Annotated in this window: 12 protein-coding genes and 2 pseudogenes; 8 read left to right on the top strand and 6 right to left on the bottom strand. The window is 61.0% G+C overall.

Annotated elements, in window-relative coordinates; all coding sequences use genetic code 11:
- The first annotated feature begins 412 nt into the window (after nt 1–412).
- Entirely contained in the window at nt 413–574 is a 162-nt protein-coding gene (locus tag IWX77_RS16540; RefSeq protein ID WP_196845644.1) for a hypothetical protein, read from the top strand.
- Between the two features lie 261 nt (nt 575–835).
- Here IWX77_RS16540 and IWX77_RS16545 read toward each other — a convergent pair whose 3' ends face one another.
- On the bottom strand, nt 836–1,174 hold the full coding sequence (locus IWX77_RS16545; protein ID WP_196845645.1) for a hypothetical protein: 339 nt from the start codon (nt 1,172–1,174) through the stop codon (nt 836–838).
- A 33-nt stretch (nt 1,175–1,207) separates the two neighbouring features.
- Between IWX77_RS16545 and IWX77_RS16550 the strand changes: the two are divergent.
- The 4 genes and pseudogenes from IWX77_RS16550 to IWX77_RS17340 form a co-directional block, all read left to right on the top strand.
- Nucleotides 1,208–1,777 (top strand): annotated as a pseudogene (locus tag IWX77_RS16550) (transposase); the annotation flags it as partial.
- A gap of 277 nt (nt 1,778–2,054) precedes the next feature.
- The gene (locus tag IWX77_RS17335) at nt 2,055–2,189 is read left to right on the top strand and encodes a hypothetical protein (protein ID WP_327012278.1); all 135 of its coding nucleotides are present in this window, start codon (nt 2,055–2,057) and stop codon (nt 2,187–2,189) included.
- Between the two features lie 118 nt (nt 2,190–2,307).
- Complete coding sequence (locus IWX77_RS16555) at nt 2,308–4,368, top strand: EAL domain-containing protein (protein ID WP_196845647.1); 2,061 nt, start codon at nt 2,308–2,310, stop codon at nt 4,366–4,368.
- Between the two features lie 75 nt (nt 4,369–4,443).
- Complete coding sequence (locus IWX77_RS17340) at nt 4,444–4,575, top strand: hypothetical protein (RefSeq protein WP_327012279.1); 132 nt, start codon at nt 4,444–4,446, stop codon at nt 4,573–4,575.
- Between the two features lie 703 nt (nt 4,576–5,278).
- On the opposite strand, the pseudogene IWX77_RS17555 reads toward IWX77_RS17340, so the two are convergent.
- Nucleotides 5,279–6,423: pseudogene (locus tag IWX77_RS17555) on the bottom strand (IS30 family transposase).
- Between the two features lie 165 nt (nt 6,424–6,588).
- On the opposite strand from IWX77_RS17555, the gene IWX77_RS16570 reads away from it, so the two are divergent.
- The 3 genes from IWX77_RS16570 (at nt 6,589) to IWX77_RS16580 (ending at nt 7,970) form a co-directional block, all read left to right on the top strand.
- Nucleotides 6,589–7,182 (top strand): FUSC family protein, encoded by a 594-nt coding sequence (locus tag IWX77_RS16570; RefSeq protein ID WP_196845650.1) that lies wholly within the window; start codon nt 6,589–6,591, stop codon nt 7,180–7,182.
- Between the two features lie 39 nt (nt 7,183–7,221).
- Entirely contained in the window at nt 7,222–7,677 is a 456-nt protein-coding gene (locus tag IWX77_RS16575; protein ID WP_196845651.1) for a hypothetical protein, read from the top strand.
- Between the two features lie 125 nt (nt 7,678–7,802).
- Nucleotides 7,803–7,970, top strand: coding sequence for a hypothetical protein (locus tag IWX77_RS16580; protein ID WP_196845652.1), 168 nt, complete (start codon nt 7,803–7,805; stop codon nt 7,968–7,970).
- Between the two features lie 568 nt (nt 7,971–8,538).
- Here IWX77_RS16580 and IWX77_RS16585 read toward each other — a convergent pair.
- The 4 genes from IWX77_RS16585 to IWX77_RS17345 all read right to left on the bottom strand — a co-directional run bounded on the left by IWX77_RS16585 (nt 8,539) and on the right by IWX77_RS17345 (nt 11,056).
- Nucleotides 8,539–9,693 (bottom strand): glutathione-independent formaldehyde dehydrogenase, encoded by a 1,155-nt coding sequence (locus IWX77_RS16585; protein ID WP_196845653.1) that lies wholly within the window; start codon nt 9,691–9,693, stop codon nt 8,539–8,541.
- 188 nt (nt 9,694–9,881) lie between these two features.
- Nucleotides 9,882–10,247: a LacI family DNA-binding transcriptional regulator gene (locus IWX77_RS17560; RefSeq protein ID WP_442784492.1), complete on the bottom strand. Its 366-nt coding sequence runs from the start codon at nt 10,245–10,247 to the stop codon at nt 9,882–9,884.
- Nucleotides 10,248–10,593: 346 nt separating this feature from the next.
- Entirely contained in the window at nt 10,594–10,788 is a 195-nt protein-coding gene (locus IWX77_RS16595) for a hypothetical protein (protein WP_196845655.1), read from the bottom strand.
- A 100-nt stretch (nt 10,789–10,888) separates the two neighbouring features.
- Nucleotides 10,889–11,056, bottom strand: coding sequence for a hypothetical protein (locus IWX77_RS17345; protein ID WP_442784493.1), 168 nt, complete (start codon nt 11,054–11,056; stop codon nt 10,889–10,891).
- Nucleotides 11,057–11,192: the final 136 nt, after the last annotated feature.

Raw genomic sequence — 11,192 nt, forward strand, 5'->3', positions numbered from 1 at the left:
TCCGGCGACCGCCTGGATCAACAAACCCACCGACAGCACCGAGGCCAAACTAGCCGCCTCACTCCCACTGGCCTCATCCGGCTTGACAAATTCCGGCCTGCCAAGTGATGACGCGCTCTGGCGATAGGTCGCAGCTTTCCAGGATCCACTTGGGGACACGCCAAGTCGCGCGATTGGCACGGGATCAATTGAGTTGGTCGAAAGTTGTTGACACCGACCCGAGACAGGGCCAGAGTTCCAGTTTCTCCCTGGTAACTGATTTCAACGGTTGACAACCCTTCCAATACCGAGCCGTCTCGTAACCCATGGGCGAATTCAACCGGTCGTCGCAACACTCCCATTGGGTCTGCTGCCGATTGCGTTGACCGTTCCACTTGCCGGCGCAGGCGGGCGCTCCTGAAAGGATGAAGACATGGATCCCATCTGGCTGCTCGTTATCCTCATCCTCGTAGTCGTGTTCGCGAGCATCAGCATCGTCGGCACCCTTCGTCGAATTCGTGATGCGAGCGAAAAGACTCTCGCAATTCTCGAGGTGCAGACTGCCGCCCAAAACCTTGGGGCGCCATCTCACTAAGGGTTCCTTTGACAGGACCAGCAGCCGACCCTGCGTCACACCGGCTGTGCCCAGCATGCGTGAATCGCGACGATAAATGGCCGCGTTTTCGCAGCGCTATCTGGCCCTACCGGCTCGAGCTGCGGTCTCGTAACTTATGGGTTGAGAGACAGTTGTGGCGTCAGGAACGCCAGATCGACTGAGCGAACGTACGCAGCGGGATCTCGAGACTGGAGAACAATATCGCGGCGTTCGCATCTGAGTCTCTGAACAAGCTAGGCGTCAGGCGTTCGGATCGGCCCGCTCTTTAGGGAACGGCCGCCACGCGATCCAAGTAAAGAACGCGACCACGAGCAAACCGGCTAAAACGAGTGCTAGAAATCCCCGACCCGCCGGCTCGCCCGTTCCGAGAAAAACAATCCCAACGACGAGAAGCACAAGGGCGACGAGAATCGCGAAAATTCCAAGCGCGGCGTTGATGCGTGGCTGAGCGATGAGCGCGAGCTGCGTCTCGGCGAGCCGGCTCTTGTTCCGGTACAGAACCAGCAGAGCAAAGGTTGTCGCTATGAGGACAGCGAATGCTGTCCAAGTGCCCACCAGCCAAGCGATACCGCTGCTCATTGGGCTAGCCTATCCCGGGCACGATTATCCCCAATATTCGACGACACGACCGGGCAGTGGATCTCCGACGCGGAAGTCGCCGAGATTGCCTTCACCGCCTTCGGCTCAAAGAAGAAAAGCGAACAAGTCGCTGGGCGCCTCGTCGTGCGGCGCATCCCGGAGCTGAACAAATCCGTTGCCGCCGGCCAAGGCGCTCTCTTTGACCTGTTCCGCTTCCACGCGTTCTTCACCACCAGCACCCTGAACACCGTCGACGCCGACAAAACCCACCGCCAACATGCCGTCATAGAAAACCTCAACGCAGATATGAAAGCGTCGGCGCTGGCGCACTTCCCGTCCGGCGTTTTCACGGCCAACGCGGCCTGGTTGGTGCTGGCCTGCATCGCGTTCAACCTCACCCGCGCCGCCGGAACACTCGCCAGCCCCACCCTCGGCAAAGCCGTCACCGCGACCATCCGACGCAAACTCGTAAACGTCGCCGCGCGAGTCTCCACATCCGCCCGCCGCATCACCTTGCACTTGCCCGAACACTGGCCCTGGGAAGAAGGCTGGACCAAGCTTTTCACCAGCGCCTGCAGCCCACCCGGCCGCGCCGCCACCTAACCACCCAGCCCCAAACGGCGCAACCAGGAACCCCAGTGGAACACTCACGGCATCAAGGCCCAACCCTCAACCACGCCCGAAACCCAATCAAACCGAAATCACAATTCCACCAGCGGTCGACCGGTGGATTCAGGTTTACCACGGTGCTTCTTCGTACGGTGAAGAATCTGCTCTAGCCCACGTGCCGGGCACCAGTGCCTATCGCGCCCGGCGCGCGGCAATTGAACGCGCGATGCAAGAAGAGCGGGATGTCCAAGCTAGCGCTCACGCTAGCGCGATGGCGGTCACGAAAATCCAAAGCGACGTTCGCAACGGGCAGGTCGCCATGGTGGGTGCTGGAATCATTGCGGATACAGCGATCAACGTCACCAATAACCTCGGTATTCAAGTCGATGTTTGTCGTGGCCGCTAACATACGGACACTGGCAGCCGATAGTGCTCATAGGCGGGCCTCGCGCGTTGTCCGCTTCGGTCGCGGTTGCTAACCACCTTGTGACGCATACGGGCAGCGGTTTTTCTTGGGGGCGGGGATGAATCGGATCGTGGAGGCCACCTTTTCGGGGTGGGTAGAGAGTCAGCCGACCGAGGGGGCAAGTGCAGCCTTGCTGGCCCGTGCTTTCGCGGCGACCTCCCGCGTCTCACTCATCACCGACGCCCAGCAGAACATCTTGCACGCGAGCGCCGCCTTCACTGCGATCACGGGGTACTCCGAAGCGGAAGTCCTCGGCACCAACTGCCGGCTCCTGCAGGGGCCAGGGTCCCGGCCCGAAGACAAGGATGCGATCCGGCGGGCCATCGCTGCGGGAGAGGCCTACGACGGTGACATCCTCAACTATCGCAAGGACGGCTCGCCGTTTTGGAACAGGCTGACCATCGTGCCCCTCCGGGGCCCTGACGAGATAATTACGCACTTCGTCAGCGTGCAGCAAGACGCGAGTACAAGGGTTGGCCAGCAGGAGCAGCTCAGATACCAAGCCACCCACGATGCCGTGACCGGAATTCCGAACCGGTTCGAGTTCGAGACCCATCTACGGCGCCGATCGGAGGCGGCCGCGAGCAACGCGAACGCCGCGAGCACCCGGCAGGCCGGGCTCGGGCTTATTGACTTCAACGACCTCCGGAGGGTCGCGAGCACATTTGGGTATTCTGCAGCCGATACAGTACTCGCGGAGTTTTCCCGCCGCCTTTCTGACCTGTTGGGGGATGGCGATTACCTCGCCTTCCTTGGCGGTAAAACCTTCGCCGTGGTGCTCGATAACCTGGGGGACGACGCATCACCAGAGTTCGCGGGAAGGCTCGCCGACATACACGAGGCCGTCGAGACACCCTTCGTAGTTGATGGTGAGTCAGTGTTTCTCTGGATCACAATGGGTATCGCCCGGCTGCCGGCTTCGGGATCGGAAGCGGGTACCCGTCAACTGGCAGACCGCGCACTCCAGTTGGTGAAGGCGACTAGCGACAACGCCGAATCGTGGTGGCGACTCGTGTCTGACATCGGCCCCGAGTCCGCCGATGCACCACAAGCCGCCACAGCCACCATCCCGCGTGTGCCAGCTGGGAGACACAGTGAGCGAGCCCGCTCAAACCAAGACCAGTTGTTCGCCGGCGAACTGTCGATGTATATGCAACCGATCATCGATCTGCGTAACGGTGCCGTGCGCCGGGTCGAAGCGCTGGCCCGGCTGATACTGCCCGACGGCACGATCGTCCCGCCGGAGCGCTTCCTGGCAGGACTCAACGACGAAGACCTGGACGAGCTTTTCCGCACCGGCCTAAAAGATGCGCTCGGATGGATCGCCCGGTGGGACGCGGAGGGACTGGCCGTCGACGTCTCGGTCAACCTCGCCCCGTCGACCCTGCAGCATCTGGACTTCATCCGATGGGTTACGGAGGCTCTTAGCCACTCTGGCGTGGCCCCGCACCGGCTCTGCCTCGAGCTTCTCGAGACACAGGAGCTCGACGAAGCCGCGCCGCTCTTGGTGTTCGATGCGCTCATTGAGCTCGGCGTCGGCCTCGCCCTCGACGACCTCGGCTCTGGCTACAGCAGTCTCCAACGGATCGCCCAGCTGCCGTTTGACACAATCAAAGTTGATCGGGGACTGCTCGCGGACGTTGCAATGAAACCGATCGAGACGCTGAGCCTTATCGCTACGCTGGCCCAGATGGGGCGCGACATGCGTGCAGCTGTAGTGGTGGAGGGCCTAGAGGATGCCGGCCTCGTCGAGGCGGCATCCGTTCTCGGCGCCTCACTCGGCCAGGGCTATTACTTCGCCCGCCCGATGCCCGCCGCCGAGCTACCCACGTGGGCGCACACGTTTCGCCTGCCAGAGGAATTCCACCTTCCCGAGCGGGCCGGGCAACTTCACACTAACCTGGGCGCGCTTGCCTACCACTGGCAGTTCACCCGCTGGGAATCCCCGCACCCCTTCGACCTGGACACATGTCCGGTAACGAAGTTCATCATCGACCGCACCGCACCGGGCAGCGACCCACGCCTGTGGCACGAGCGACAGCACGAAGTGCTCGCGAGCCACAATCGCGCCAGCAACCTCCTGCTCAACTGGCTCACGGACGCCAACACGACACGGTAGCCGTGTTGCCCACTGCAGCGAGCATACCCGCCGATCGACCGGGCCACGGTGCTGTTGATGGCGTCGAATCTGGTCATGAAGGAGAGCAAGAACATGTTCTGGGGTCGGGTTCGCAAGGGCATGGCGGCCGCGGCCGCGCGTGAGAATCTACAGGAGTGGCTCGCAAACAGGAATACCAGTGGATTAAAGCCGATACCCGACGAATAACCGTTCCAACAATTGTGTCCTCAGAACACTATCTAGGCCAGAAGAAACCTCTGCGCAACGCGGATCTGAGGTTGGGTGGAGCCAGTGTCCGTTCGGCTGCGCGGGGTATGGGTCGTGCCGCGCCGACGATCAGTCGTGAGTTGCGGTCACGTCGCAGGTAGTGCTCTCGTTCCCGGGCGTCGGATCGCCGACGTGGTGAGCCATCGTGGGATGGTCAGTGAGAACCGTTCAAAGTAACTCACCAGAAGGACACAAACCACGACGGCTCCACGCCAGTCTGCCCTCCTCGAGCTTCTTGCGCAACGGAAACTGGCCAATGTTACCGATCGGATCCGGCCCGCAACCAAACCTCTCTATCCGGAGCTGATCGACGCGGAAGCGAGCGCGTTTATCGGCGCCGCCTCGTAGAGACGCTCTGCTGAGCGCAGCACCCAGAGCAACAGCACGAGGCCGTGGACGTTCACGAGACTACGGCCGGGACCTCGATTTGAAGGTCCTGAAGCTGCAGCAGGGTGAACCGTCCCTGATTTCCTGCCGTCTTCTTTCTGATGAAAGGATTCGAATTTGCCCAAGAAACACCCAACAGAGGTTCGCGATCGAGCGGTTTGGATGACGGTTGATTGGTTGAAGGATTACCCGTCGATGTGGGCTGTTAGCGGCCATGCCAAACTGGGCGTTTTCTAGCCATCGTCGCAACACACGATCAAATGTGGGCTAGTTCTTTGAGCCTATCGAAGTGCGTTTGCGATGGCTCCCAGTTGCGCGATTCGCGGGGGCGAGCGTTGATCTTGGCGGCGACCTCAGCCAAGCGTTCGGGGCTGTGGAGGTTCAGGTTGGTGCCCTTGGGGAAGTACTGGCGAATGAGTCCGTTGGTGTTCTCATTGGAGCCTCGTTGCCACGGTGAATGTGCGTCGCAGAAGTAGACGGGGATCGTCGTTTCTTCCTGGAACTGCCGGTACTCGGCCATCTCCGATCCTTGATCCCAGGTCAGCGTTTTCCTGAGGTGCGCTGGTAGGGCGGACATCGCCGTGCCGACCCGTTCGCGGACGGTTGCTGCGTCGTGCTTGCCGTTGAGGTGCACGAGCATGAGGAAGCCGCTGGTGCGTTCCACGAGCGTGGCAATGGCCGAGCGGTTGAACGCCCCGCAGACTAGGTCCCCTTCCCAATGACCGTGGATGATGCGGTCGTCGACTTCGGCGGGTCGTTCACTCAGGAGCGGCCCCGAGAAGCGTGAACGCCTCGCGGTGGTGCTGCGGCGGGGTAGGCGTCCACGTCGCCCGGTGCGCAGGTGACGCGTCATTTCCCGGGTTAGCCCGTGGTTCTGCGGCGAGTACAGGGCCTGGTAGATGCTCTCGTGGACGACGTTCATGGCCGGCTGCCGGGGAAGTCGACGCTCAATTGGTAGCTGATCTGTCGCGGGCTCCACTGTTCCTTCAGCATCTTCTGGATCGCGTCGCGCAATGGCGTACTCGTGGCGATCTTGCTTTGTCGAGGGCGTTTACGTGCCGCGTCGGCAAACGTTTGAGCAGCTCGGGGAACGTATCACTTGGCGCGCGAGGCTTGATTGCGGCGCACTTCACGGCTGATGGTGGATGGGCTTCGCCCCAGCGCTGCTGCGATCTGGCGCAGGGACGTGCCGGCGTGCAGCGCGTCGGCGATGTGCACCCGCTCGTCCTCGGACGGGTACCGCGGCGAGATTACGGTGGGGGCGATCCGGGAGATTGGGGCGTAGGTCGTCTCGCGGCCGTGCGCTTTTTTCACGGTCCGGCCGTGGCGCCAGCGCATCCCCGTTCGCCGATTAATTTTCAGTGTGCGACACGCCTCGGCGTTACTGATTCCTTGCCTCATGAGCCGAGCATATTCAACACGTGTCTCGGCCATCGGCAGCGCGCCGGTGCCTTTTTTCCGGGTTCTTGAATTGTCTTTCATCGCTATTCCTAAACGTTCGGTGTTGCGACGTTGGCTGGAATACGCCCTGCCCAAGCCGCCCACGCCGCCCACGGGCAGTTCGGATTGGCCATTGACACACGCATGTTGCAGGCGGCCAAAGCCGCCGTCGCCGTCGGCATTGCCTGGTCCGTCGCGCCGTACGTGCCCGGGGTCGCCGACGACTACCCCTACTACGCGCCGCTCGGCGCCCTCGTGAGCATGTACCCCACGCTCATGGGCTCGATGAGGCATGCCCTGCAAACCCTCGGCAGCCTTGCAGTCTGGATTCTGCTCGCAGCGGCAGTGCTCGTTGTCAGCGCACCGAACGTAGTGACTATTTCGCTCGCCGTCGGCGTCGGTTCGCTGATCGCTGCCACCGGGTGGTTCGGCAATAACCGTGAATACATCCCGGTCACGGTCTTGTTCGTGCTCATCGTGGGCGGCCCTGACGCCGACGCGTATTCCATCGGATACCTCTCGCAAATCAGCTTCGGCATTGTGATCGGGCTCCTGATCAACATGGTGCTCAAAGCCTCAAATACTCAGTTAATCTTTCCCGCGCTCAGCCTCGACGCCGTCGGCCGGCAGCTCTCGAACTATCGCTCGGTGCTGGCAGATCACCTGTCCGAGGTCGCCGAAGCCTTGGCCTTGAAATGGCCGCCGGAGCGCGACAGCTAGGCATCCCGCGCTGACACCGTCGTCAGCGTCTCCCGCGACGTGCGGGCCGCGCTGCACTATGCCGACGAAAGCCGCAAAGCCAATCCGCGGGCTCGAATCCACCGCCGAAACCTGAGCGCTGACTACGACGACCTAGCTGCCCTCGAAACCGTCACCTTCCACGTGCGAGATCTCACATATGTCCTTACCGGGGCGGTGTGGGGCACCCCGATCGATGTCGAGCTGAAACCAGAGTTACGCCCGTCGCTGAGCCTGGCCCTTGACGCGGTGGCGACGGTGCTCCGCGACTGGGATTCGGGAAAGACAGACCTGACGGCGTATTCCGCCGCGGCGGACGCACTTACATCCCTCATGACAGAACTGGACGAACGGCGGGACCCGGCGCCAGCGACATCGATGGGCGCCGCGACCGCCATCGCCATGGACATCGCCCGCATCCTCGCAGCCCTGCGCTCCCGACTCGAACAGCCCCCAACGCTTGCCACTGATGCCTAGTCGCGGAGAGTGCACCCCATGAGGTTTGACATCGGCACAGTTCTCTGGCTGACTCAGAGGCGAAGCACTTGTTGCCCAAGAACCCGGTAGCGTCACTGTTTTTTGCCATACCAAGGGAGAATCATATGAATCTTTTTGTCATCGTCGCCATCATCGCGGTTGTCCTTCTTCTTGTCGGTGGTTTTGTTCAGGCTTTCCAGTTCCTGCTTTGGATTGGCGCCATCCTCTTGGTCATCGCGATTATTGGGTGGCTGGTGCGCACCATGTCCGGCCGCGGCCGCAAATCCGTGTGATCGACCGGCCGACCTGCTCAGCAAGCTAACCTCGAAGACGAAAATAACCCCTGTTGATTCCACCGCTTGAAACCGCCGATGAGGTATGCGACACCTTGGTTACGTGACACGCAGAACGGCTGCTTTAGCAACAATTGGCACAAGCTTGCGCGTGCACGAGCGTGGCAAAGCATTTCGCACTGACCTGCTGCGGAGATCTCGGACAGTGGGCTCTCTTAAAATAAGGGTTCGCTGAAAACAGAAATCAGCGTAATCTCGCCACACCAGAATCGGACTGAACACGCTCGCCGACGTTCACTCTAGCCTCGCCAAAGCCAAAGCCAAAGCCAAAGCCCGACACCGGTCCGCGATCTTGACCAACGCCCGGGACCGGAACGCAGCACGACAGGTCATGACCCCCGGACCCTCACCATCCCGAAGACAGTGCGGAATCGCACTCTGGCCGACAGGACCGAGCAGCAAGTGGCAACCTAAGCTCACGCTGGCCTCATTCGCCTCAACAAATTCCGGCAGCGCACCCGGGCGGGACTCAGGGCTCAGCGCCAAGTCCCGCCCAACTTCACCGAGTTCAGGCGTTTTGCAGCTGTGGCTTGATGATCACCTTGGTCCATCCCTCATTCCGGTCACCGAAGTGGCGGTAAGCATCCGCTGCCCCATCGAGCGAGATCTCATGCGAGACGATCCACGACGGCTTTGCTTTCCCGACAGCGATCAGATCGCGCAGCTGGCGGTTGTACTTCTTCACAGGGCACTGCCCGCTTCCCATGCTCTGGCCCTTCAACCACTGCAAACCGTACTGGATCGGGATCTTCCCCTGCCGCGCATCCTCGTCCTGCCCACCGGGGTCGGCCGGTAAAAACACCCCAACAGTGCCAATGCCGCCGGTGAACCTCACCGACCTGATCAGATTATTCAGTGTCATCGCCGGATCCTCGACACCCTGGGGGTCATGAGCCTGGTAGCCCACACACTCGCAACCCCGATCAGCACCAACACCCTTCGTCTCATCTAGGACGAATTGCACCGGATCCGTTTTCGAGTAATCGATCGGGATCGCACCAATCTCCGCCGCTAGCCGAAGGCGATCCGGGTGACTGTCAACGACCATAACCTTGGAGGCTCCCTTGATTGTGGCGGACAGCGCAGCCATCAGCCCGACCGGTCCAGCGCCGTAAATCACGACAGAGTCCCCCGGGATAACCCCCGCCATTTCCGTCGCATGGTAACCGGTAGGAAAAATATCCGACAGCATCACGTAATCGTTCTCTTTCTCCTCAGCATCCTCGCCGAGACGCAAACAGTTGTGGTCGCCGTACGGGACCCTCAACATCTCAGCCTGCCCCCCGGGGTAGGGACCCATCCCGGCGAAGCCGTAGGCGGCCCCGGCCGCAACTGGATTTGGCTGGGTAGTCAGACAGTAGTTGGTAAAGCCACGCTCGCAGTTCTTACAAAAGCCGCAGGAGATGTTGAAGGGCAAAACGACCCGGTCCCCGACTTTTACCCTGTCGACGCCATTGCCGATTTCGATAACCTCTCCCATGTTTTCGTGCCCAAAGGTGCGACCGATCTCAAAATCGGTTCGCCCTTCGTACATGTGCAGATCCGACCCGCAGATATTCGTCGACGTTATTTTCACCAGCACATCAGTGGGGCGTTCGATTTTTGCGTCCGGTACGTTTTCAACGCTGACCTCATTCGGTCCCCGATATACAACAGCTTTCATTACGTTCTCCTCATCTTCTCGGTTTGTGCTCCGGAAAATTCCGGCGCGCCTCATCGAAGCATCAAGACCAGCGGGCTTGGCAATAGAAGCCAGCATTCATCCGGTCCCGGAGCCGAAGGAGCAATAAATCCCTCGATGACCAACGGTAAACCCGCTCGACGCTCCCCGCAAAGGAGAGAAAGATATGTTCATCTGATATTGCGATAAATTCTTGATCCCCACGGTCTGTCCACAAGCAAAAGCACATCGTGCTCGAGCCCCGCTCGGCGCGCGCCCTCGATGATAAGTCCGGCGAACGGAGTCGCCGCAATATTGTCTCCGATAAGGGCGACCACGCCAGAGCGGCGGCGACGGCGACGGCGCAGCCCACTCGCGACACGGTCGGGCATGTACTCGAGCTCGCGTGCGGCCGACAGGATCCGCTCCCGCGTCGCGGCGTTTACCATGCGGGCACCGCTGAGCGCGTGCGACACTGTGGTGGGCGACACCCCAGCGGTCGCAGCGACGTCACTTAAGCGTGCGTGACCGGTACCCGGCGATTGACCGCTCTCCATCCACCCAGCCTATGGGCGGCGGAGTTCAAGTTGGAGCGTTGCCTCGTTACCGTACGGGCCGGACCGTGGAATCTCCCAGTAATCGTCTGCGCACTAGCCGGACCTCCCCGACGGCACCCAATCGAAAGCACCGCTAGGGGGCGTGTCGCGGACCCCATACCGGCGCATCTCGGCGATTTCATCCGTCCAGCGGGACGTGACCCGACAAACTGCTATCTATCGGCTTGCTGTCCCGACAACTCGCCTATTAACATGACAAATCCGCATCCAAGGAGAGTTCTAAGCCTCTGGTGACGACGCGGAAAAACTCCTGCGGCATCAAACCGGAATCGTAAAGTCGACAAAATTACGACGGGCTGACCGCGCCCCACTCTATCGCCGTGACGATCACCGCACAGATGAGAAAGACAATCACGATCAGCAGGGTCAGGGTCGCGACCCCGGCTAGGCTGAGCCACTGCATAGCGAAGAGCAGCGCGCCGCAGAGGAGCGTGAGAGCGCCGCCCATCACAAGCCAGATAGCGCCCGTCGAGGTCGTCACTGATCGTTAATCAAATACTCGCTGTGACTCTGACATTATCGACATCCTCCCGTCTCGTCTTGCGCGTTATGCACGTTGCACTCCGGAATTTGACGCTCCTCTAGTTGTCAACTCTCATCTGCCCGTACAGCTCATCAAATTCGGCTGATGGCAAGCGGATGCCATTGCGCTCGGTCAGCTGCAAGATCATTTCCGGCTCGAGAGTCCCTTCTATGTGCAGGTGCAGTTCGCCCTTGGCAGGTCGTGAATCTGGGCGGGAGTCAGCGATTGAGGGGCCTTCCGGTGGCGGGGATCCGCATAAAGTAACGACCGGGGTTCAGCGGCCGCCGGGCAGTCGGCGGTCGCGCTGCGCGAGCGCCGCGGCGCCATAGGGGTAGTCCGAGACAGCCGGGGCGCTGACCTCG

Source organism: Cryobacterium sp. CAN_C2, assembly GCF_015751745.1.
In the GTDB taxonomy this organism is placed as follows: Bacteria; Actinomycetota; Actinomycetes; order Actinomycetales; family Microbacteriaceae; genus Cryobacterium.

Coding starts and splice junctions, on each gene's coding strand:
- IWX77_RS16540 (WP_196845644.1), top strand. CDS start 413: ATGGATCCCATCTGGCTGCTCGTTATCCTCATCCTCGTAGTCGTGTTC.
- IWX77_RS16545 (WP_196845645.1), bottom strand. CDS start 1,174: ATGAGCAGCGGTATCGCTTGGCTGGTGGGCACTTGGACAGCATTCGCT.
- IWX77_RS17335 (WP_327012278.1), top strand. CDS start 2,055: ATGGCGGTCACGAAAATCCAAAGCGACGTTCGCAACGGGCAGGTCGCC.
- IWX77_RS16555 (WP_196845647.1), top strand. CDS start 2,308: ATGAATCGGATCGTGGAGGCCACCTTTTCGGGGTGGGTAGAGAGTCAG.
- IWX77_RS17340 (WP_327012279.1), top strand. CDS start 4,444: ATGAAGGAGAGCAAGAACATGTTCTGGGGTCGGGTTCGCAAGGGCATG.
- IWX77_RS16580 (WP_196845652.1), top strand. CDS start 7,803: ATGAATCTTTTTGTCATCGTCGCCATCATCGCGGTTGTCCTTCTTCTT.
- IWX77_RS16585 (WP_196845653.1), bottom strand. CDS start 9,693: ATGAAAGCTGTTGTATATCGGGGACCGAATGAGGTCAGCGTTGAAAAC.
- IWX77_RS17560 (WP_442784492.1), bottom strand. CDS start 10,247: ATGGAGAGCGGTCAATCGCCGGGTACCGGTCACGCACGCTTAAGTGAC.